Origin of the sequence: Pedobacter sp., from assembly GCF_040513095.1 — a bacterium.
In the GTDB taxonomy this organism is placed as follows: Bacteria; Bacteroidota; Bacteroidia; order Sphingobacteriales; family Sphingobacteriaceae; genus Pedobacter.
Window position 1 is genome coordinate 11,340 of sequence record NZ_JBEVDX010000127.1, and the last position, 20,237, is coordinate 31,576.

General features: G+C 43.7%; 21 protein-coding genes. 12 read left to right on the plus strand and 9 right to left on the minus strand.

Annotation, left to right across the window (positions count from 1 at the left end; translation table 11 throughout):
- Nucleotides 1-6: 6 nt before the first annotated feature.
- The gene (hemH, locus tag ABWY16_RS14680; RefSeq protein WP_353905397.1) at nt 7-1,053 is read left to right on the plus strand and encodes a ferrochelatase; all 1,047 of its coding nucleotides are present in this window, start codon (nt 7-9) and stop codon (nt 1,051-1,053) included.
- On the opposite strand, the gene ABWY16_RS14685 is transcribed toward hemH, so the two are convergent.
- Entirely contained in the window at nt 1,028-2,263 is a 1,236-nt protein-coding gene (locus tag ABWY16_RS14685; protein WP_353905398.1) for a 3-deoxy-D-manno-octulosonic acid transferase, read from the minus strand. The two genes, hemH and ABWY16_RS14685, sit on opposite strands and share 26 nt — an antisense overlap.
- A gap of 139 nt (nt 2,264-2,402) precedes the next feature.
- Between ABWY16_RS14685 and ABWY16_RS14690 the strand changes: the two genes are divergently transcribed.
- Genes ABWY16_RS14690 through rfbB form a run of 5 tightly spaced genes read left to right on the plus strand, consistent with a single transcriptional unit; the run spans nt 2,403 to nt 7,398 of the window.
- Nucleotides 2,403-3,722 (plus strand): UDP-glucose dehydrogenase family protein, encoded by a 1,320-nt coding sequence (locus ABWY16_RS14690; protein WP_353905399.1) that lies wholly within the window; start codon nt 2,403-2,405, stop codon nt 3,720-3,722.
- A complete protein-coding gene (locus tag ABWY16_RS14695) occupies nt 3,712-4,701 on the plus strand; it encodes a UDP-glucuronic acid decarboxylase family protein (RefSeq protein ID WP_353905400.1) in 990 nt (329 codons plus the stop codon). Before ABWY16_RS14690 ends, ABWY16_RS14695 begins: the two co-directional genes overlap by 11 nt.
- Nucleotides 4,702-4,707: 6 nt before the next feature.
- A complete protein-coding gene (gene galE / locus ABWY16_RS14700; RefSeq protein WP_353905401.1) occupies nt 4,708-5,730 on the plus strand; it encodes a UDP-glucose 4-epimerase GalE in 1,023 nt (340 codons plus the stop codon).
- Nucleotides 5,731-6,297, plus strand: coding sequence for a hypothetical protein (locus ABWY16_RS14705; protein WP_353905402.1), 567 nt, complete (start codon nt 5,731-5,733; stop codon nt 6,295-6,297).
- A 48-nt stretch (nt 6,298-6,345) separates the two neighbouring features.
- On the plus strand, nt 6,346-7,398 hold the full coding sequence (gene rfbB, locus ABWY16_RS14710; RefSeq protein ID WP_353905403.1) for a dTDP-glucose 4,6-dehydratase: 1,053 nt from the start codon (nt 6,346-6,348) through the stop codon (nt 7,396-7,398).
- A 60-nt stretch (nt 7,399-7,458) separates the two neighbouring features.
- Here rfbB and ABWY16_RS14715 read toward each other — a convergent pair whose 3' ends face one another.
- Together ABWY16_RS14715 and ABWY16_RS14720 are read right to left on the minus strand one after the other, a co-directional pair.
- Nucleotides 7,459-8,691, minus strand: a complete 1,233-nt coding sequence (locus ABWY16_RS14715; protein ID WP_353905404.1) for an ABC transporter permease — start codon at nt 8,689-8,691, stop codon at nt 7,459-7,461.
- Between the two features lie 92 nt (nt 8,692-8,783).
- The gene (locus tag ABWY16_RS14720) at nt 8,784-9,134 is read right to left on the minus strand and encodes a HesB/IscA family protein (RefSeq protein ID WP_353905405.1); all 351 of its coding nucleotides are present in this window, start codon (nt 9,132-9,134) and stop codon (nt 8,784-8,786) included.
- Nucleotides 9,135-9,303: 169 nt separating this feature from the next.
- Between ABWY16_RS14720 and ABWY16_RS14725 the strand changes: the two genes are divergently transcribed.
- The 3 genes from ABWY16_RS14725 to dnaA all read left to right on the plus strand — a co-directional run bounded on the left by ABWY16_RS14725 (nt 9,304) and on the right by dnaA (nt 13,024).
- Nucleotides 9,304-9,834, plus strand: a complete 531-nt coding sequence (locus tag ABWY16_RS14725) for a DUF7935 family protein (RefSeq protein WP_353905406.1) — start codon at nt 9,304-9,306, stop codon at nt 9,832-9,834.
- Between the two features lie 19 nt (nt 9,835-9,853).
- The gene (locus ABWY16_RS14730; RefSeq protein ID WP_353905407.1) at nt 9,854-11,401 is read left to right on the plus strand and encodes an acyl-CoA mutase large subunit family protein; all 1,548 of its coding nucleotides are present in this window, start codon (nt 9,854-9,856) and stop codon (nt 11,399-11,401) included.
- 192 nt (nt 11,402-11,593) lie between these two features.
- A complete protein-coding gene (dnaA, locus tag ABWY16_RS14735; RefSeq protein WP_353905408.1) occupies nt 11,594-13,024 on the plus strand; it encodes a chromosomal replication initiator protein DnaA in 1,431 nt (476 codons plus the stop codon).
- A gap of 53 nt (nt 13,025-13,077) precedes the next feature.
- On the opposite strand, the gene ABWY16_RS14740 is transcribed toward dnaA, so the two are convergent.
- The 5 genes from ABWY16_RS14740 to ABWY16_RS14760 all read right to left on the minus strand — a co-directional run bounded on the left by ABWY16_RS14740 (nt 13,078) and on the right by ABWY16_RS14760 (nt 15,930).
- The gene (locus tag ABWY16_RS14740) at nt 13,078-13,629 is read right to left on the minus strand and encodes an NUDIX hydrolase (RefSeq protein ID WP_353905409.1); all 552 of its coding nucleotides are present in this window, start codon (nt 13,627-13,629) and stop codon (nt 13,078-13,080) included.
- The gene (locus ABWY16_RS14745) at nt 13,629-14,033 is read right to left on the minus strand and encodes a hypothetical protein (protein ID WP_353905410.1); all 405 of its coding nucleotides are present in this window, start codon (nt 14,031-14,033) and stop codon (nt 13,629-13,631) included. The genes ABWY16_RS14740 and ABWY16_RS14745 overlap by 1 nt, the downstream gene beginning before the upstream one ends.
- A gap of 3 nt (nt 14,034-14,036) precedes the next feature.
- Nucleotides 14,037-14,822 carry a TPM domain-containing protein gene (locus tag ABWY16_RS14750; protein WP_353905411.1) on the minus strand — a complete coding sequence of 262 codons (786 nt, stop codon included), beginning with the start codon at nt 14,820-14,822 and terminating at the stop codon, nt 14,037-14,039.
- 6 nt (nt 14,823-14,828) lie between these two features.
- Complete coding sequence (locus ABWY16_RS14755; RefSeq protein ID WP_353905412.1) at nt 14,829-15,272, minus strand: TPM domain-containing protein; 444 nt, start codon at nt 15,270-15,272, stop codon at nt 14,829-14,831.
- 76 nt (nt 15,273-15,348) lie between these two features.
- On the minus strand, nt 15,349-15,930 hold the full coding sequence (locus ABWY16_RS14760; RefSeq protein ID WP_353905413.1) for a LemA family protein: 582 nt from the start codon (nt 15,928-15,930) through the stop codon (nt 15,349-15,351).
- A 146-nt stretch (nt 15,931-16,076) separates the two neighbouring features.
- Here ABWY16_RS14760 and ABWY16_RS14765 point away from each other — a divergent pair, with 146 nt between their 5' ends.
- From ABWY16_RS14765 to ABWY16_RS14775, 3 genes are all read left to right on the plus strand, one after another.
- On the plus strand, nt 16,077-17,618 hold the full coding sequence (locus tag ABWY16_RS14765) for an NAD(P)/FAD-dependent oxidoreductase (protein WP_353905414.1): 1,542 nt from the start codon (nt 16,077-16,079) through the stop codon (nt 17,616-17,618).
- Nucleotides 17,619-17,690: 72 nt separating this feature from the next.
- Nucleotides 17,691-18,050: a CoA-binding protein gene (locus ABWY16_RS14770; RefSeq protein WP_353905415.1), complete on the plus strand. Its 360-nt coding sequence runs from the start codon at nt 17,691-17,693 to the stop codon at nt 18,048-18,050.
- 243 nt (nt 18,051-18,293) lie between these two features.
- Entirely contained in the window at nt 18,294-19,484 is a 1,191-nt protein-coding gene (locus ABWY16_RS14775) for a PAS domain-containing protein (protein WP_353905416.1), read from the plus strand.
- A 512-nt stretch (nt 19,485-19,996) separates the two neighbouring features.
- Here ABWY16_RS14775 and ABWY16_RS14780 read toward each other — a convergent pair.
- A partial coding sequence (locus ABWY16_RS14780; RefSeq protein WP_353905417.1) for a hypothetical protein occupies nt 19,997-20,237 on the minus strand: 241 nt, incomplete at its 5' end.

The window sequence follows — 20,237 nt, forward strand, 5'->3', positions numbered from 1 at the left end:
GTATTTATGGGAAAAAAAGGTGTTTTATTAGTGAATCTGGGGACTCCCGATAGTCCTGAAGTAAGTGATGTACGCAGATATCTCGATGAGTTTCTGATGGATGAAAGGGTAATCGATATACCGGCATTCAACAGGACATTGCTGGTTAAAGGTATTATCGTTCCGTTCCGTAGCCCGAAGACAGCAAAACTGTACAAAGAGATCTGGGACGAAAACGGCTCACCTTTATTGTACTACAGTAAAATACAGGCTGCCATGGTTCAGGAACAGCTGGGCCCGGAATACCATGTAGAACTGGCTATGCGTTATCAGAGCCCTTCAATAGACAGCGCGCTTGCCAATATGAAAGCAGGTCTGGTAGAAAGTATCCAGGTGATCCCTTTGTTTCCACAATATGCCTCGGCCAGTACAGGATCAGTGATCCAGAAAGTTATGGAGATCGTTGGCAAATGGCAGACTATCCCACCGGTATCTTTTGTGAATTCCTTTCATGATAACGAAGTGATGATTGAAACCTTCGCTGACAATGCCAGAAAATTCAATCCCGAAACCTATGATCAGATCTTATTCAGCTTCCACGGATTACCTGAAAGACAGCTGAAGAAATGTGACCACTCCGGCAGCCACTGTCTCAAAACAGAGAATTGCTGTGATACGCTGACTGATGTAAATAAGTTCTGTTATTCTGCACAATGCCATGATACAGCCCGTCTGATCGCGGAACGTCTGGACATACCGGCAGACAGATATTCAGTATGTTTTCAATCCAGGTTGGGCAAAGAACCATGGGTACAACCCTATACAACAGATACATTGAAAGCACTGGCTGCCAGGGGCAAAAAGAAATTGCTTGTGTTCTGTCCTGCTTTTGTGGCCGACTGTCTGGAAACACTCTATGAAGTAACAGTTGAATACGGTGAAGAATTTAAAGCACTCGGAGGTGAAGAGGTACAACTGGTCCCAAGTTTAAACGATTCCCCAAAATGGATAGCTGGATTGGTGAAGATGGTCTTAGACCAGCATATGCCTAAATATACTGCCCTAAGTGTTTAATGATCTGTGCCGTTGATCCGGTTTTATCCTCAACATATTTTTTAGCAGCAAGGCCTGCCTGCCCGTCTTTCTGCAGTTTGTTAAAAGCTGCAGAAAGTTCTTCTGCAGAGCGTATGCTGACAGCTGCCTGCAATGCAAGCAAATCCTTTGCTTCCTGGAACTTATCATATTTAGGGCCGAAGATTACAGGTAATCCGAACGCTGCGGCCTCTAAAGTGTTGTGAATTCCAGTTCCAAAACCACCCCCGATATAAGCTATTCTGCCGTACTGGTAAACCGATGAAAGTATACCTATGTTATCAATGATCAATACCTGATGGTTGAGTGCTGAGTCCTCTGCTTGAGCAGGTAATTTTTCCAGCTGCGTATATCTTGAGGCTCCCGGCATCAGTTTTAAAAGTTCATCTATATGTGCGGCATGTGTTTCATGTGGTGCAATAACAAACTTCCATTCCGGGTACTGTACCAGCAAATCTTTTAACAGCTGCTCATCAGGAAGCCAGGTGCTGCCGGCAATAAACACAGGTGCATCAGCACAAAATTTCCTGATCAGCGGCAGCTCTTTAGGCATCAGCGCATTTTCTGCCACCCTGTCAAACCTGGTATCACCGCTGAGTGACACATTTTGCAGGTTTAACGCTTTCAGCAGGTTTACACTCTGCGCGTTCTGCACAAAAAAGTAAGTTACAAAGCCCAGGATCTTCCGGTAAAAATTCCCGTACCACTTAAAAAATACCTGATCTGGTCTGAAAATTCCTGAAATAATAAAGAGCGGGACCTGCTGCTGGTGCAGTGCCCTGAAATAATGGTACCAGAACTCGTATTTGGTGAAAACTGCAATTTCCGGATTGATCAGACGGACAAATTCTGCCGCATTTTTCCTGGTATCCAGGGGCAGATAAAAGACCTTTTCTGCCAGTGGATAGTCTTTGCGGACCTCATATCCTGAAGGTGAAAAAAATGTAATAATGACTGGTTTATCAGGGTATAATTTCTTAAGCTCCTCCAATACGGGCCTTCCCTGTTCAAATTCTCCTAAAGAAGCGAAATGAAACCAAATGTGTTTTTTTGTAACATCAACCTCATTTTTGATGATATTGAATATATTTTTTCTGCCCTTTAAAAATAATTTAGCTTTGGTGTTAAATATCGAAGCTATGTGGAGAACTATTTTGTATAAAAAAATTGCAAAATTATAAAGCCAGAGCATTTTGTACGTTTATTTATTATCTTAGCCGAAGATAGTCGATTTAATCGGAAAATTTAACGATTATCTGCTACACAACACTATAGCGTTATGAATTCATACAAGTTTATGTAAGCTACTTAATTATTAAAAATATATTCATATGAAAATTGCCGTAATCGGAACAGGGTATGTTGGACTCGTAACTGGAACTTGTCTTGCTGAAACAGGTAACACTGTAATATGTGTAGACATCAATGAAGCTAAAGTCTTAAAAATGCAGAATGGTGAAATACCCATCTATGAACCAGGACTTGATGTCTTGTTTTTGCGTAACATCGAGCAGAAACGCCTGACATTTACTACTGATCTTGCTTTAGCAGTGAAAGACGCTCAAATTATTTTTATGGCACTCCCAACGCCTCCGGGTGGTGACGGGGCCGCAGATTTGTCTTACATCCTTGGGGCTGCCAAAGACATTTCCAAACTGGTTACCGAGTACAAGGTAATCGTAAATAAATCAACAGTGCCGGTAGGTACTGCAGACAAAGTACAGGCGGTATTCGCTGAACATACCGATATCGAAATTGATGTGGTTTCAAACCCTGAGTTTCTTCGTGAAGGTGTTGCCGTAGACGACTTTATGAAACCTGACCGCGTAGTAATCGGAACACGCAGCGAACGTGCAAAAAAATTAATGGGCGAATTATACGGCCCATATGTACGCCAGGGAAATCCAATTCTTTTCATGGATGAAAAATCTTCTGAGCTCACTAAATATGCTGCAAACTCATTCCTGGCAACAAAAATCACGTTTATGAATGAGGTCGCTAACCTATGCGAGCTTGTTGGTGCAGATGTGGATGCTGTCCGCAGGGGTATTGGTTCTGATGAGCGTATCGGTAAACGTTTCCTTTTCCCGGGTATTGGTTATGGAGGTTCATGTTTCCCTAAAGATGTACAGGCGCTTGCCAAATCTGCAGAAGAAAACAAATATGACTTTGCAATCCTGAGAGCTGTAATGGCCATCAACGAAAAACAAAAAACCGTACTGGTAGAAAAGGTTAGTAAATATTACAAAGGCGACCTGAATGGCAAACACTTTGCACTATGGGGACTGGCATTTAAACCTGAAACAGATGATATCCGCGAAGCTCCGGCTTTGTACATCATTGACGACCTGGTAAAAGCTGGTGCCACAGTAACTGTTTTTGATCCTGAAGGAATGGAGAATGTTAAAAATATCATTGGTGATAAAGTGATTTATGCTGAAAACCAATACGATGCTTTAACAGGTGCAGATGCTTTGCTGATCGCTACAGAATGGTCGGTATTCCGTAATCCTGATTTTGAGAAAATGGAAGAAAAATTAGCCAATAAAGTTGTTTTTGATGGTCGTAACTTATATGACCTCCATAAAATGGTTGAATTGGGATATTATTACAACAGTATTGGCCGTAAATTGGTAGAAAATGGAGCGTAAAAGAGTATTGATAACCGGAGCTGCCGGTTTCCTGGGTTCGCATTTATGCGACAGGTTTATAAAGGAAGATTACCATGTAATTGCCATGGATAACCTGATTACAGGTGACCTGCAAAATATAGAACACCTTTTTGCGCTGGAGAACTTTGAGTTTTCTCACCATGATGTGTCTAAATATGTTTATGTACCCGGAAAGCTGGATTACATCCTGCACTTCGCTTCTCCGGCCAGCCCGATAGATTATCTGAAAATCCCTATCCAAACCCTGAAAGTGGGTTCACTTGGAACACATAATTTGCTCGGACTTGCAAAGAACAAGAATGCAAGGATGATCATTGCTTCAACTTCTGAAGTTTATGGCGACCCTAATATTAACCCTCAGCCTGAAGAATACTGGGGTAATGTAAACCCGGTTGGGCCAAGGGGTGTATATGACGAGGCAAAACGCTTCCAGGAAGCTATCACCATGGCTTACCATACCTTCCACGGTCTTGAAACACGCATTGTACGTATCTTCAATACTTACGGACCAAGGATGCGCCTGAATGACGGTCGTGTATTGCCTGCTTTCATCGGCCAGGCACTGAGAGGCGAAGACCTTACCGTTTTCGGTGATGGTTCACAAACACGCTCTTTCTGCTATGTAGATGACCTCGTAGAAGGTATCTACAGATTACTGCTGAGCGATTACGCACAGCCGGTAAATATCGGAAACCCTGATGAGATCACGATCGGGCAGTTTGCTGAAGAAATCATTAAACTGACAGGTACTACACAGAAGGTGATTTACAAGGAACTTCCGGTGGATGATCCGAAACAGCGTCAGCCGGATATTACCAAAGCAAGGGCTTTACTGGGCTGGGAGCCTAAAGTTGACCGCGCTGAAGGGTTAAAGATCACCTACGAATACTTCAAAAGCCTGCCTGCTGAAGCCTTGGTAAATAAAGAACATAAAGATTTTACGACATATAACCGTTAATCAGCAATGGCTAAAATATTAGTTACCGGCGGTACCGGATTCATTGGTTCTCATACCGCAGTTGAGTTGATCAATGCAGGTTACGAGGTAGTTCTTGTGGACGATTTTTCAAATTCCAATCCAAAGATCCTCAGCCAGCTGGAAATCATTACCGGGAAAAAGCCGGAATTTACGGAACTGGACCTTTGTGATGAGCAGAAGGTAATCGATTTTGTTGCCGCTCATCCGGATATTACAGGCGTAATCCATTTCGCGGCCTTCAAGGCTGTGGGCGAATCGGTGAATTTTCCCCTGAAATATTACAGGAATAATTTCTACTCGCTGCTGAATGTGATCACTGCTTTTAACAGTAAGGTCGACCTGGTATTTTCATCTTCCTGTACAGTATATGGTCAGCCAGACCAGCTGCCTGTTACAGAAGACGCGCCGGTTAAAAGAGCTGAATCTCCATACGGAAATACGAAACAGATTGCTGAAGAAATTTTAAGGGATACCTGCGCGGTATCCCCTGATTTAAAAGTGATTTCCCTGCGTTATTTTAATCCCGTTGGAGCACACGCCTCTGCATTGATCGGTGAACTGCCTATCGGTGTTCCTCAGAACCTGGTACCTTTCATCACCCAGTCTGCTATTGGCAAACGTGGTCCGATCACAGTTTTCGGAAGCGATTACAATACACCGGACGGAAGTGCTGTAAGGGATTATATCCACGTGGTAGATCTTGCAAAAGCTCACGTGGCAGCTATTCAACGTCTTGAAGCTGCAAAAGCTGAAGGTAACTATGAAGTATTTAACCTGGGAACCGGAAAAGGCTCGTCCGTACTGGAGATTATCCAGGCATTTGAAACCTCTACCGGCGAAAAGGTAAACTATGCCATAGGCCCGAGAAGAGATGGTGATGTAGAACAGGTTTGGGGAGATGTCACAAAATCCGCCAGCGGTCTTGGCTGGAAAGCAGAACTCGATGTTAATGAAATGATGCTTTCTGCCTGGAACTGGGAAAAATACCTGAAAGATAACCCCTTCTAAATGCTGTTAAAGGATCATAAAGATCTTAAGGCTGCAATAACGGCTATTCCTCCCAAAGAAAAGGACAAGTTATTGCTTCGTCTGATCGCAAAAGATAAGGTGCTCACTGAGCACCTTCATTTTAAACTCCTGGAAGGCGAAGCTGACCTGGACGATCGCCGGACTGCACTCGCGGAAGAAATTGATGACTCCATTTCAGCCCTGCTAAAAATAAAGAAATCAACATCCAAAGATGCCCTGGCCGCATTCAGAAAACTCAATGGAAGGGTTAACCACCATTATAAAGTAACCAAAGATCCAAATACTGAAGTTGAACTTCGCTTACATTTGTTAAAACTTGTACCTTTGGACTATAAGGAGAGTGTTTTCTCCCCAATGGCAAAGTTTAACGAGCGGCTCAAAACTTATTTTTTAAGGACTACCCTTGCGCTGTATAAGAAGTATACCAGGCTGCATGAGGATTTACAGTATGACCTTAAGGATGAATTTAACGCCGTACTTATAAAGTTGGAAGAACAGCAACTCACAAGGGCCGCACGTGAAATAGGGCTGCCTGAAGAAATTTAAATAGTACCAATGAGCCCTGGCTCATCACCCTCAAAAATATATACTCCAATGAAGAAGATTTTAATTACCGGCGGGGCAGGATTTATCGGCTCTCACGTTGTGCGCAGATTTGTGAATAAATATCCTGATTACGAAATTGTAAATCTCGATAAACTGACTTACGCTGGTAATCTTGCCAATTTAACAGATATCGAAGCCAGTCCTAATTACAGATTTGTAAAGGCCGATATCACAGACGCTGCAGAAATCAATGCACTTTTTGAGCAGGAAAATTTTGATGCAGTGATCCACCTTGCAGCGGAGTCACATGTTGACCGCTCAATTACTGATCCTACTGCATTTGTTATGACTAATGTGATCGGAACTGTCAACCTGCTAAACTCGGCACGCGAGTTCTGGAAGGGTGATTATGACAAAAAGAGATTTTATCATGTTTCAACGGATGAAGTATATGGCGCACTCGGTGATACTGGCATGTTTACAGAAACTACCGCTTATGATCCGCATAGCCCTTACTCAGCTTCCAAAGCCTCTTCAGATCATTTTGTAAGGGCATACCATGATACGTACGGAATTGATGTGGTGATCTCTAACTGTTCAAACAATTACGGTTCTCATCACTTTCCTGAAAAACTGATCCCCTTAGCGATTAATAATATTAAGAACGGCCTTCCGGTACCGGTTTATGGTAAAGGAGAGAATATCCGCGACTGGTTGTGGGTAGAGGATCATGCGCGTGCAATTGACGTAATCTTCCACGAAGCTAAAACAGGGGAGACTTACAATATCGGTGGGCACAATGAATGGAAAAATATTGACCTGATCCATCTGCTCTGCAAAATCATGGATAAAAAACTGGGACGTGCAGAAGGGGAATCGGCAAGCCTGATTACTTTTGTAACTGACCGTGCAGGACATGATCTGCGTTATGCAATTGATTCTACCAAACTACAGGAGAAATTGAACTGGGTGCCAAGCCTGCAGTTTGAAGAAGGACTGGAGAAAACGGTAGAGTGGTACCTGGAGAATGAAGAGTGGTTAACGAACGTGACTTCGGGTAATTATCAGAAGTATTATGAGACACAATACAGCGCGAGGTAACAATCATTTTTGATACTATAGAAATAGAAAGGGAGCGTATCTAAGATACGCTCCCTTTGTTTATTCGTACCTCAGTGCCTCAACAGGATCAAGCCTGGAAGCCTTTCTTGCCGGATAATATCCCGACAGTACACCAACGAGTACGCAAAGTGCAAATCCGCCAAAGATAAACATCCAGGGGATAATGAACGATCCCCCCATGGCCAGTGAAATAGCATTGCCCAGCAAAATCCCGAACAGTATTCCCATGGTGCCGCCCATCAGGCAGATCATTACAGCCTCTATAAGGAACTGTTTCCTGATTACTGAAGGATTGGCTCCAATTGCCTTCCGGATGCCTATTTCACGGGTTCTTTCTGTTACCGATACCAGCATGATATTCATGAGCCCGATAGATGCTCCGATAAGCGTAATTATACCGATGGTGATGCCTCCCACAGCGATCATAGCGAGGTTCTCGAATAGTGTTTGTGCTACCGCATCACTTTTAGTGATTTCGAAGTTGTTGGGTTCTGTAATTTTCACTTTTCTTACCTTCCTGAATTCTGCGGTAGCTTCACCGATAACGGTTTCCATTTGTTCGTTGCTGTTCACTGTCACGGTCAGCGTATAGGAAGGGTTGCTGCTGGAGTTGATTACTTTTGCCTTGTATAGCGGGATAAATACTGCTCTGTCGTTATTGGGACCCATGCCAGAGCCCTTGCTTGCCAGGACACCGATTACTTTCAACCGGCTGTTCCCGGCTGTAATCACTTTATCGATGGGAGATTCATGTTTAAACAGGGAGGAGGCAATTTCGCTTCCGATGATACACAGGTTATTGCCAAGTTCTGCTTCAGCACTGCTGAAATTCCTGCCCTGGGCCAGGTCAAGGCCCTGTGCCTTGAGTCCGTTCTCGTCAATTCCCTGGATCGATATGTTTGGATTGGTCTTTTCTTTACTGTATTTAGCTGTGGCACCCCTGGTGGCAGTCACACTAATGGTTACTGTTGCAGGTGCATCCAGACGGTTTTTTAGTGCGAAGGCGTCCTCATAACGTATGGATTTGAAAGGTTTTGGCCCTTCACCCGGACCGCCGATGCGGATACCTGTTCCCCGGTTCCTGATCGTGAAGGAATTGGCTCCCATATTGGAGAAAGCCTCCGTCATGCTTTTCTTCACTGCGTCGAGCGTAGTCAGGATACCTACCAGTGCCGACAAGCCAATGGCAATGATCAATGCTGTGAGCATGGTACGGAGCCGGTTGCTTTGTATCGCCTGCAGTGCAAGTCTGACATTTTCGGTATAGGTCATTTCCTGAAATCGATTTAGATAGGGCAAAATAAAAAAGTCCCGCTGTTATGACAACGGGACCTGTAAAATGTTACACGCGAAATGATAAAAACTTACACAGAAAAACTCGTTCCGCAACCACAGGTACTGTCTGCATTTGGGTTGCTGAAAGTAAAGCCCCTTGAGTTCAGGCCATCCTGCCAGTCAACCTGCATACCCAGTAAATACATCTGGTGTGCCTTATTCATATAAATCTTGATTCCGTCAATCGTAAATTCCTGGTCTCCATCTTTCTTCTGGTCAAAACCAAGCAGATAGCTCATTCCTGAACATCCGCCACCTTCAACACCAACGCGCAAACCAAAGTCGTCAGATATTTCCTGCTGGTCTTTTAATTTTAAAAGTTCTTTCACAGCCGTTTCAGTAAAGGAAACCGGCGCAAATGCTGTATCAACTATGCTCATGATATGTCAATTTAGGTATTAAATGTAGTTCCGGACCGTCCTGTCCGGAATTCCTGCCCGGGCAGATGCAGCAGGTATATTTACAAAGATAATAACAAATGGTTTAATTAAATTTATTCATAATAAAAACACATTTTTGTGACCAATCTAATAGTAACACAAAGACAAAATGAACGTACAATATTTTCTGACTCAGGTAGCAATACAGGCTGCAGGCGGAACACTTATGGTAGTGGCTTCCTGGTATTTATTGAAAAATGATTTCCTCCGATATTTCTTTCAAAGGCCTGTGGAACCCGCAAAAGACGACAAAGCGCCTTTACTTCAGCTTCGCTTGCAGGCGCATGAAAGGATGATCGTTTTTGTAGAGCGGCTAAATCCGGCCAATCTTTTCATCAGAGTGTATGAGCAGGGCATTCCAGCTGCTGAACTGCAGGCGCGCATTCTCAATGAAGTGCGCACAGAGTACCAGCACAATGTGAGTCAGCAGTTGTACATCAATGCTGAAAGCTGGAATGTATTGCGTAAATTGAAAGAAGATACCATTGCGATGATCAACAATGCTATAGGAACACTTCCTCCGGATGCCAGCGGCAAAGATCTGAGCAGATTAGTTCTGGAACACGTTGCAGGGATTGCTGAAAACCCGTACGACCTGACCGTTGAACTGATCAAACAGGATATCCACCAGTTATTTTAAATTAACCCCGGATGATACTATGGAAGAGAAGAAATGTTTCACCAGCTCTGCAATTGAGATTAAACCTTTGTACACTGCTGCATCTCCGGTAACAGAAAAACCCGGTGAGTTTCCTTTCACCAGGGGGATCCGGAAGGATATGTACAGGGGGCGACTGTGGACCATGAGGCAATATGCGGGCTTCAGTACGGCAGAGGAATCCAATAAACGATACCACTATCTGCTTCAGCAGGGGACAACCGGGCTTTCGGTGGCATTTGATCTTCCTACACAGATCGGTTACGATTCCGATCATGAGCTTTCTGAAGGGGAAGTGGGCAAGGTAGGGGTGGCCATCGATTCGCTGAAGGATATGGAAATCCTCTTTGAAGGCATAGCCCTGGAGCAGATCACTACTTCCATGACCATCAACGCAACAGCTTCCATTCTGCTGGCAATGTATATTGCCCTGGCAAAAAAACAGGGGGCAGATCTCAGTCAGATATCGGGGACCATACAAAATGATATCCTCAAAGAATATGCTGCAAGGGGTACTTATATCTATCCTCCAAAACCTTCCATGCGTATCATCACAGACATATTTGAGTACTGCAGCAGAGAATTGCCCAAGTGGAATACTATCTCCATCTCAGGTTATCATATCCGTGAGGCAGGAGCTGACGCGGTACAGGAACTTGCTTTTACGCTTTCGAATGGAAAGGCCTACCTGAAAGCTGCCCTGGAAAAAGGACTTGACATCAACGTTTTTGCCAGACGGCTGTCCTTTTTTTTCAACTGCCACAATAACTTCTTCGAAGAAATCGCGAAATTCCGTGCTGCCCGGAGGATGTGGGCAAAGATTACAAAGGATCTGGGGGCCACAGACGGGGAAGCACAAATGCTGCGTTTCCATACCCAGACCGGGGGCTCTACTTTAACTGCACAGCAACCAATGAACAACATTGTGAGGGTCACTAACCAGGCTATGGCTGCGGTACTTGGAGGTACACAATCCCTGCATACCAATGGCTTTGATGAAGCCCTGTCTCTCCCTACCGAAGCTGCTGCAAAACTTGCCCTCCGTACACAGCAGGTGATAGCATTTGAGAGTGGGGTAGCCGATACAGCAGACCCCCTGGCAGGATCGTTTTTTATAGAGACGCTGACGGATGAAATTGAACACGCGGCGCAGTTATACATTGATAAGATTGATACTATGGGAGGAGCTGTAGCAGCTATAGAAAATGAATATATCCAAAATGAAATTGCTGCAACGGCCTACAAATATCAGCTGGAAATTGAAGATGGTGGCCGGATTATTGTTGGTGTGAACAGATTTACACAAACAGAGGAAGTTGTTACCGATACACTTCGGATTGATGAATCGATCAGGACAATACAAATCGAAAAGATTAAACGGCTGAGAAAAGAGAGAAACGCCTCGGAAGTGGCCTCTGCGCTTGATAATTTAAGAACAGCAGCAAAATCCAGCGAAAATCTGATGCCGTTTATCCTTGTTGCGGCAGAAGTTTATGCTACACTTGGAGAAATATCAGATGTGCTGCGAAGTGTGTTTGGAGAGCAGTAAAAAGAGGTTAAGAAATAGTTATCCACACAAAAAATTGAGGTTAACTGGGGTATGACTCTGCTGCCTAAGTACTTACTAAATAAATGAAATTTTAGTTTTATTTGTTGATAATTTTTTGAATCTTCGATCTCCGGGAACGGTATTTTCAATAACCTGTTTCAGCCACCTAAAACCAACAATTAGAGGATACCTATGGAAAAAACTTGTACCGAAGTATGGAAAAACTGTCTGCAGATTATTAAGGACAATATCCCGAGCCAAAGTTTCAAAACCTGGTTCGAACCGATTTCTGCCCTTAAGCTGGATGGCAAGGTTTTAACAATACAGGTGCCTAGTTTATTCTTCTATGAATGGCTGGAAGAGCATTATGTAGGGCTGCTCCGTAAAACGGTAAAAAAGCAACTGGGGGAAGAAGGCAGGCTGGAGTATAACATCGTTGTAGATAAATCTTCCAACAGTGGTTCGCCTTATACCACAAACATGCCCTCAAACGGTAACGGTGCCGAAGCCAAAATGCAATCTATGCCCATTCCGGTTTCTATCAACAAGGACATCAAGAACCCTTTTATTATTCCGGGACTAAAAAAACTGAATGTAGACCCTCAGCTCAATTCAAATTATACTTTCGAGAATTATATCGAGGGCGACTGCAACAGGCTGGCACGATCAGCAGGATATGCTGTAGCGGCAAAGCCGGGGGGCACTTCATTTAACCCACTCATGGTCTATGGTGGTGTAGGCCTTGGGAAAACCCACCTTGCACAGGCGATCGGAAATGAAATCAAAAGGACAATGCCGGATAAACTGGTGATCTATGTTTCCTGCGAAAAATTTTGCCAGCAGTTTGTTGACTCTCTGAAGAACAATACAATCAATGACTTTGTGAATTTCTATCAGGCAATGGATGTCATCATTATGGATGATGTACATAATTTTGCAGGCAAGGAAAAGACTCAGGACATCTTCTTTCATATTTTTAATCACCTGCACCAGTCTGGCAAACAGGTAATCTTAACTTCAGATAAAGCGCCTAAAGATTTAGCTGGACTGGAAGAACGTCTGCTGAGCCGTTTCAAATGGGGCCTTTCTGCCGATCTGCAGATTCCTGATCTGGAAACACGGATCGCGATCCTGCGAAAGAAGATGTATGCTGACGGAATTGAACTGCCGCAGGAAGTAGTGGAATACGTAGCCAATAATATTGACAATAATGTACGGGAGCTTGAAGGTGCCATGGTTTCATTACTGGCGCAGTCTACGCTGAATAAAAAAGATATTGATCTCTCGCTTGCCAAGCAGATGTTAAAGAACTTTATCAAGAATACTACGAAAGAGATATCTATGGAATATATTCAGAAACTGGTATGTGAATACTTTGAAGTTCCTGTAGATATGGTCAAATCTCCTACACGCAAGAGGGAAATTGTACAGGCCCGCCAGATTTCCATGTACTTGTCTAAAAGCCATACCAAATCATCTCTGAAGACCATTGGGGCTTTCTTTGGTGGCCGCGACCACTCCACTGTAATTTATGCCTGCCAGACTGTAGAAGATCTTATTGATACCGATAAGAAATTTAAAGGTTATGTACATGATATACAGAAAAAGCTCAAAATGAGCTAATTCTGTTCTTATATCTTTACCTGTCAGCATTCCTGCTTTCAGGCTAGTTGTCTTTACTTTATTGCTTCCAGCTTTAACAAACCGTAAAATAGCGCAGCCGCATGAAGCGACTGATCAATCTTATTCTCCATTAAAAGCTGTTTTACTTCATCAATAGAATATTCTTCTACATTCAGTATCTCATGGTCATCCAGGTGCTGCTCCTGCGTTTTTACGCCACCCTTCAGCAAATAAGTGAAGGTTCTGTTAGTCGAAGTTGCCGGATTCGGGTAGAGTGTTGCAATCAGCTCACAGCTCTCAAATGAATAACCTGTTTCTTCCAGCAGTTCGCGTCTTACGCCGATCTCCGGATCTTCTCCGGGTTCTATCACACCGCCCGGAACTTCGAGCGAGATGATATCTGCCGCATGGCGGTATTGCCGCACCAGGATCAGCTTATTGTCTGCACTGACTGCAATAGCATTTGCCCAGTCGGGATACTCCAGTACATAATAATCATCTTTAACCGCACCATTCTGTAATTTACAGGTATCTACACGTAAGGTGGCCCATCTTTCTTTCACCAGGTATCTGGAAGAAAGTTTCTGCCATTTTAAAATCTCCATCAGGAATTAAGGTTTAAGTATTGTTCTATGCTTTTCAGCCGCCCAATGCTGATCATGTTGACAACATGATGTTTGATTTCGAGGGTCTGGTAAATCAGCTTCAGTTTCTTTGCTAATGATATATTCTCAATGGTTGGATCTTCAGTATTAAATTTCAGGTAGAGCAGCTGTGAGAAGAAGTCCAGTTTTTCTGAGGGGAAATCTTTCTGCTGCAGGAACAGGTCGAAATCTTCCAGGCTTCTGCTCAGCAAATCGGTATAAAGGATACCGAAATCGTTTTCCAGCAGCTCATCAATGGCGCGGCCGGCTTCTTCAAGTTTGCCTTCCTGCTTCAGGCCCATGAGCTTTGCCAGAGCCTGCGCAAGCTTTTGTATTTCGGCGGTTAAGAGATCACGTCTGTACATATGCTACCAGCTTCCGCTACTGCCTCCTCCACCAAAACTGCCACCACCAAAGCCGCCGAATCCGCCGCCACCGCTGCTGCTTCCACCGCCCCAGCTGCTTCCGCCGGAGCCTCTGCCGCTATTCATGAGCCCGCCAAGCAGCATACCCGTTAAGAATCCGGAACCGGAACCACGGCCGCCTAATATCTGGCTGCCACCTCCACCTCCGCCTTTTCTGATAATAATGATAATTACAATGATGATGACAATCAGGATAAAGATTCCGCTTCCGGCATCTTTTCCTGATCCCTTCACTTTAGGATTGTCATTTTTGTATTCACCTTTGGTATACTTGATGATGGCCGTCGTACCGGCATCCAGTCCGCTGTAATAATCCCCTGATTTGAAATAGGGTTTAATTTCGTTATCAATAATCCTTTTGGTGATTATATCAGGCAGTGCACCTTCAAGGCCGTAGCCCGTTTGCATCGCGATCTTGCGGTCGCCCAGTGCCACAACAATCATCACCCCGTTATTTTTCTTTTTACCGCCTACGCCCCAGTTTCTGCCCAGGCCGAGGGCGTAGTCATTGATGTCATACTGGCCAACGCTTTTGACGATGGCTATCGCAATCTGTGTAGAACTCGAGTCGTCGAAAGCAACCAGTTTATTCTCCAGTTGTTGTTTTTGTACTTCTGTAAGGGTACCTGTATAGTCATTGACCAGCGTAGAAGGTTTTGCAGGGAAATCCTGTGCAAAGCCACTGGTGTATAGTACTGTCAGGAATAAGGCTAAGATTATTTTTTTCATCTGTTCTTAGTTAGAATTCCTTTTGTCCATAAAAATAATGTCATTAGGCAATTCATTGATATCTCCGTTTCTTGGAGGGAAGTGCGTGGCTAATTTTTCTCCGGCCAGTTGTACCCCGGCGATAATACCATTCAGCAGGTTACCTGCTGCAAAATGTGCTTTCATTGCAATCTGAGTTGTTTCCCAGAAATCCGCCGGCACAACACGGTTGATACCTCTGTCGCCAATGATAGCAAATTTACGGTCCGCATAAGCGATATAGATCAGCACACCGTTGTGTAATGCTGTTTTGTCCATTCCCAGTTTCTCGAAATAGGCTGTTGCACGTTCAAATGCTTCACCCTGACAATGTTTTTCTACTGCAATCCTAATTTCGCCTGAAGTCATTTTTTCAGCATTGCTAATTGCGCTGGTAACCAGGTCTTGTTCTTGTTCAGTCAGAAACGACATATGTAATTTGAATTAAACAGATAAGGGTAGTCCATGCTGATAAAACACGTCATACCCTTATTTGTTGTTCTGTAGATTAAAATTGTACTTTAGGAGCGTTCTGTGCGCCTTCATCTGCCTTAAATCCGGCTCTTTGTTTAAAGCCGAACATGCCTGCAGTCAGGTTATTCGGGAATGATCTTACCTTGGTATTGTATTCCTGTACAGAATCGTTAAAGTCCTTGCGGGCAACGGCAATCCTGTTTTCAGTACCTTCCAGTTGTACGGATAAGTCGCTGAACTGTTGTGTAGCTTTCAGCTCCGGATAGTTTTCGGTAAGCACCATTAACCGGCTCAATGCCTGTCCTACCTGGCCTTGCGCAGCCTGGAACTGTGCGATTTTTTCAGGTGAAAGGTCATCAGCATTTACCTTAATCTGGCTGGCTTTAGAGCGTGCTTCAACCACAGCAGTCAGCGTACTTTGTTCAAATTTGGCTGCGCCTTTTACAGTGCTTACTAAATTAGGTATCAGATCAGAACGGCGCTGGTATTGTGTTTCCACCTGGTTCCATTTTGTTTTCACATCTTCATCCAGTTTGACCATTGAATTGTAGCCACAGCTGCTCAGCATCGTTGTGAAAAACACTGCTCCGATAATTCCTAATATTGCTTTTTTCATTTTATTCTGTTTTAGTTTAACAAGGGTTAATTTACACATTAAGATACAATTTCCATACCTATGTTACATTTGAGGGCAAAAACCTGACAAGATGTGCCGATTTCTCTATCTTTGCTGCTGTTCAGGATAAAAACCTGACAGGAATTATGCAGAAAGAAATAGAAATTACGATTGCCCCGGAGGATGCAGGACTGGAGGAGCGGATCTTAAATCAGCTCTCTATTGCCCTGAAAACAGATCAGTCGCGCATTAAAGGCTATAAAATTCTCAAAAGATCAATTGATGCACGATCCCGTAAGGTGATTTACAGGATGCAGGTAAAAGTGTTTATCGATGAGCCGCAGATTGCTGAAGTATTCACACTGAAGTATCAGAATGTAACTGAGAAAAAGCGCGTAATCATTGTTGGTGCCGGGCCTGCTGGTCTGTTTGCAGCACTCCAGTGTATCGAAAACGGGATGAAACCGATCGTCCTTGAACGCGGTAAGGATGTAAAACAGCGGAGACGTGATCTGGCGCTCATCAATAAGGAAGGAATAGTCAATACAGAATCCAACTACTGTTATGGAGAAGGCGGTGCCGGAACTTACTCTGACGGTAAATTATATACCCGCTCCAATAAGAGGGGAGACATCAATAAGGTATTGCAGATCTTTGTGCAGCATGGGGCGACGGATGATATTCTTGTAGATGCGCGTCCACATATCGGTACCAACAAACTTCCCCATATCATTACTGCCATCAGGGAAACCATTCTGAATGCCGGTGGGGAGGTGCATTTCGACAAGAAAGTTACCGATCTGTCCATTGAATTTGGCAGGATCAGCGGCGTTGTAGTGAATGATGAAGAAAAGCTTTCAGGCGAAGCAGTGATCCTGGCAACAGGTCATTCTGCACGCGATATTTATACATTGCTTCATAGAAAAGGCATTCTTGTAGAGGCCAAGCCTTTTGCACTGGGTGTAAGGATTGAGCATCCGCAGGAGATTATTGATGCTGCCCAATACCACTGCCCGGTGAGAAGCGAATTTTTGCCCCCGGCCTATTACAGTCTGGTAGAACAGGTAGGGAGCAGAGGGGTGTTTTCATTTTGTATGTGCCCGGGCGGAATTATCGCGCCCTGCGCTACCCATGAAAACGAAATTGTGGTCAATGGCTGGTCGCCCTCCAAAAGGAACAACCCTTTTGCAAACTCGGGAACAGTAGTACAGGTAACCCTCGAAGATGTAGCCGGAGATGATCCGCTTCGGATGATGGACTTTCAGCACAGCATTGAGCAAACTGCTTTTGTCCTGGGTGGCGGTAACCTCGTTGCCCCCGGGCAGCGGATGGTAGATTTTGTAGAGGGCCGGGTATCTGCAGACCTGCCGCGGAATTCTTACCTGCCGGGCACAAAAAGTGTAATGCTGAAAGAGACCCTGCCGGATTTTATTGCATCCAGCCTGAAAAGCGCTTTGCCTGTATTTGGAAAAAAGATGAAAGGTTATTACACCAACGAGGCAATACTGGTGGGAGTGGAGAGCAGAAGTTCTTCGCCGGTACGTATTCCACGGGACAGGGAAACCTTTCAGCATCCGCAGGTTGCAGGCTTATATCCCTGTGCGGAAGGTGCAGGATATGCCGGAGGAATTGTGTCTGCTGCGATTGATGGGGTAAACTGTGCAAATGCTGTGCTTAATTTTAATTAAACATTTTGCGAAGTGGCGCTGTTGTTAAGGATATACATAGATTAACGCTTCATTGAAACTAAATCTGTACTTATGAAAAACACCTTAATTATAGGCGCAACTCCTAACCCTGCAAGATATGCTTATCGTGCAGCGCACATGCTGAAATCAAAAGGTCATTCAATTGTGAATATAGGTATCAAAAGTGGCGAAGTTGCTGGTGTTTCTATAGAAAAACCGGCAGACATCCATGAAGATGTGGATACCGTAACCTTATATATCGGTCCTGCATTGCAGGCCGGGTACTTTGACTATATCCTTGAAACACATCCCAAGAGGGTGATTTTTAATCCGGGAACAGAAAATGATGAACTCAAATCTGTTCTGAGGGCTAACGGCATTGAAACAATGAATGCCTGTACACTTGTTTTACTGGCTACTGACCAGTACTAATTACGGCAGTAACTATACTTTGTCAAAAATTAATAATAAAGGCTAAATGATCATTTAGCCTTTATTTGTATCTGAGATTCCTTCATTTTTATCCTGTTAGGTTTATGTGCGGCGTTGTTTAAAAATACGATATCTTTTTATTATGTTTGTTCTTTAGAGTTTGGTATATTAATTATTTATTAACTAAAGGCAGTGTGGATGTTCTGCGTGTATGATTTGATGGCCTGTAAACCATAGCTACTGATGAAAAACTTATCCCTATTTCAAATCATTGTTTTTTGTTTGATGGTTGGTATTGTTTGCCTTCTTTTATTTGACAGCCTCCTGCAACTGTTTTCCTTTGCGTCAATTCCTGGCGGGAGCAGGAATATTTCTTTCAGCAGAAATTTTCTTTTTCTGTTTGTTGCGGCGGTTATCGTCTGTTTTGCCGTAGGACTTTATAAAAAGGTTAACATCAGCACTGAGCTCAATTATCAGCAGCTTTTTAACGGCAGTCCGCTTCCTATGTATGTCATGACTAAAAACACCCTGAAGTTCCTTGCGGTAAATGATGCCATGGCTAAGCTTTATGGCTTTACCGAAGCAGAGTTTCTCAATATGACAGCTTTTGATATCCGGCCGGAAGCAGAACGGGAAAGGGTGAAAGATTTTCTGGAAGAATTTGGCGAACTGACAAATGAATCCGGCAGGTGGTTGCACCAAAAGAAAAACGGAGATGTTTTCTTTGTGCAGATTAACTTCCACTATGTGCCATCGATAGCAAAAGGGGCCTATCTGGTCATGATCACTGATATTGACAAGTCCATTAATGATGAAAAGAAAATAGACGACCTGCTGCATTTATATGAAACGGTGAACAAAGCGACGAACGATGTGATCTGGGATTACAATCTTGTAAATGATGAATTAACCTGGATGCAGGGTTATTTTGAAACTTACGGATATACCAAGGAATCAAGTTCCAATTCCTTCTGGGCGATGCAGAAAATTCATCCTGATGACCGGGAGCGTGTCCAGGAACAATTTAAAAGTGTTCTCAAAGATAAACGAAAGGACTGGCTGTCAGAGTACCGTTATACCTGCGCAGATGGGTCTGTAAAATACGTTAGGGACAGGGGATATGTTATCTTTGACCAGGGGGAGCCTGTCAGGATGATTGGCGCGCTGCAGGATATTGATCAGCAGAAAAGATTTGAACAGCAGCTGCTGAGCCAGAATGAGCAGTTGAAGGAGATTGCCTGGATACATTCGCATCAGCTGAGGCGTCCCTTAAGCAATATTTTAGGATTGATTGAACTGATCAGGGCTGCTGCGGTTGAGGATTGTGAACTGCGGGAGATAATCGATCTTCTGGCTGTGTCTTCGAAGGAGCTAGACGATGCTGTGATTCTGATTAACCGCGAAGCTATGGAGGGCAGAGGGTCTGCTCAGTAATTTGACTATAATTAACCGACTGTTAATGACCAGTAGTCTTTCTGTACAAACAGGCATTCTATAGAGTTTTACAAAGGTTCTTGTTCGGTATTCACAGCTTGTTGATGGGAGGTTGTCGGGGTGTTGACAGGCTCATTTGGCCTTTTTAGCCTGTCAACACCCTGTTAACCGCCTGTCAACCGCCTGTTAATCGCCTGTTAATAGCGAACAAAAACCCTGTTTAAACCGTGTAAAGTACTTATAATGACACTATCAGTCATATTCCTTTATACTACAGATAGCTCACGTATCTTCTCCATAGTTTGGATTACAACACCAGGAGACGATTAGCAAAGTACCAGTAGTGCACCAATTCCCTGGGATCAGGTGCTCTTGTGCTGCAGTTGTAGTGCTGTTGTCCATAGTAAAGTATAGGCAAAACTACTAAAAAAGTTTTTCTTGCTGAAAATCATCAAGTTATGTAGGGTACACAAATGAATGTGCCAAATTGTTTGGCTGCATTGATATTTTTCCTACTTTTGCATCCCGCTTCGGAGGAAGAGGATCAGTGAGAGAGATAAAGAAGTTAGTTTTTTGAAAGGCGTGTAAAGAGAGATCGTTGTTAAGGTTTCAAATATTTGAAAGGTTTTAGAGCCTTGAAAAATAAAAAATAAAAAGCTTGACAAATTAAAAAAGATTTCTACCTTTGCAGTCCCAACAAAAAAGGGAAACGCAGCACGGCGGATGCCGGAAAGCGAATAACACGATTGAAAC

Excerpts from the sequence above, each read along its gene's own strand:
- hemH (WP_353905397.1), top strand. The coding sequence starts at position 7 with ATGGGAAAAAAAGGTGTTTTATTAGTGAATCTGGGGACTCCCGATAGT.
- ABWY16_RS14685 (WP_353905398.1), bottom strand. The coding sequence starts at position 2,263 with ATGCTCTGGCTTTATAATTTTGCAATTTTTTTATACAAAATAGTTCTC.
- ABWY16_RS14690 (WP_353905399.1), top strand. The coding sequence starts at position 2,403 with ATGAAAATTGCCGTAATCGGAACAGGGTATGTTGGACTCGTAACTGGA.
- ABWY16_RS14695 (WP_353905400.1), top strand. The coding sequence starts at position 3,712 with ATGGAGCGTAAAAGAGTATTGATAACCGGAGCTGCCGGTTTCCTGGGT.
- galE (WP_353905401.1), top strand. The coding sequence starts at position 4,708 with ATGGCTAAAATATTAGTTACCGGCGGTACCGGATTCATTGGTTCTCAT.
- ABWY16_RS14705 (WP_353905402.1), top strand. The coding sequence starts at position 5,731 with ATGCTGTTAAAGGATCATAAAGATCTTAAGGCTGCAATAACGGCTATT.
- rfbB (WP_353905403.1), top strand. The coding sequence starts at position 6,346 with ATGAAGAAGATTTTAATTACCGGCGGGGCAGGATTTATCGGCTCTCAC.
- ABWY16_RS14715 (WP_353905404.1), bottom strand. The coding sequence starts at position 8,691 with ATGACCTATACCGAAAATGTCAGACTTGCACTGCAGGCGATACAAAGC.
- ABWY16_RS14720 (WP_353905405.1), bottom strand. The coding sequence starts at position 9,134 with ATGAGCATAGTTGATACAGCATTTGCGCCGGTTTCCTTTACTGAAACG.
- ABWY16_RS14725 (WP_353905406.1), top strand. The coding sequence starts at position 9,304 with ATGAACGTACAATATTTTCTGACTCAGGTAGCAATACAGGCTGCAGGC.
- ABWY16_RS14730 (WP_353905407.1), top strand. The coding sequence starts at position 9,854 with ATGGAAGAGAAGAAATGTTTCACCAGCTCTGCAATTGAGATTAAACCT.
- dnaA (WP_353905408.1), top strand. The coding sequence starts at position 11,594 with ATGGAAAAAACTTGTACCGAAGTATGGAAAAACTGTCTGCAGATTATT.
- ABWY16_RS14740 (WP_353905409.1), bottom strand. The coding sequence starts at position 13,629 with ATGGAGATTTTAAAATGGCAGAAACTTTCTTCCAGATACCTGGTGAAA.
- ABWY16_RS14745 (WP_353905410.1), bottom strand. The coding sequence starts at position 14,033 with ATGTACAGACGTGATCTCTTAACCGCCGAAATACAAAAGCTTGCGCAG.
- ABWY16_RS14750 (WP_353905411.1), bottom strand. The coding sequence starts at position 14,822 with ATGAAAAAAATAATCTTAGCCTTATTCCTGACAGTACTATACACCAGT.
- ABWY16_RS14755 (WP_353905412.1), bottom strand. The coding sequence starts at position 15,272 with ATGTCGTTTCTGACTGAACAAGAACAAGACCTGGTTACCAGCGCAATT.
- ABWY16_RS14760 (WP_353905413.1), bottom strand. The coding sequence starts at position 15,930 with ATGAAAAAAGCAATATTAGGAATTATCGGAGCAGTGTTTTTCACAACG.
- ABWY16_RS14765 (WP_353905414.1), top strand. The coding sequence starts at position 16,077 with ATGCAGAAAGAAATAGAAATTACGATTGCCCCGGAGGATGCAGGACTG.
- ABWY16_RS14770 (WP_353905415.1), top strand. The coding sequence starts at position 17,691 with ATGAAAAACACCTTAATTATAGGCGCAACTCCTAACCCTGCAAGATAT.
- ABWY16_RS14775 (WP_353905416.1), top strand. The coding sequence starts at position 18,294 with ATGAAAAACTTATCCCTATTTCAAATCATTGTTTTTTGTTTGATGGTT.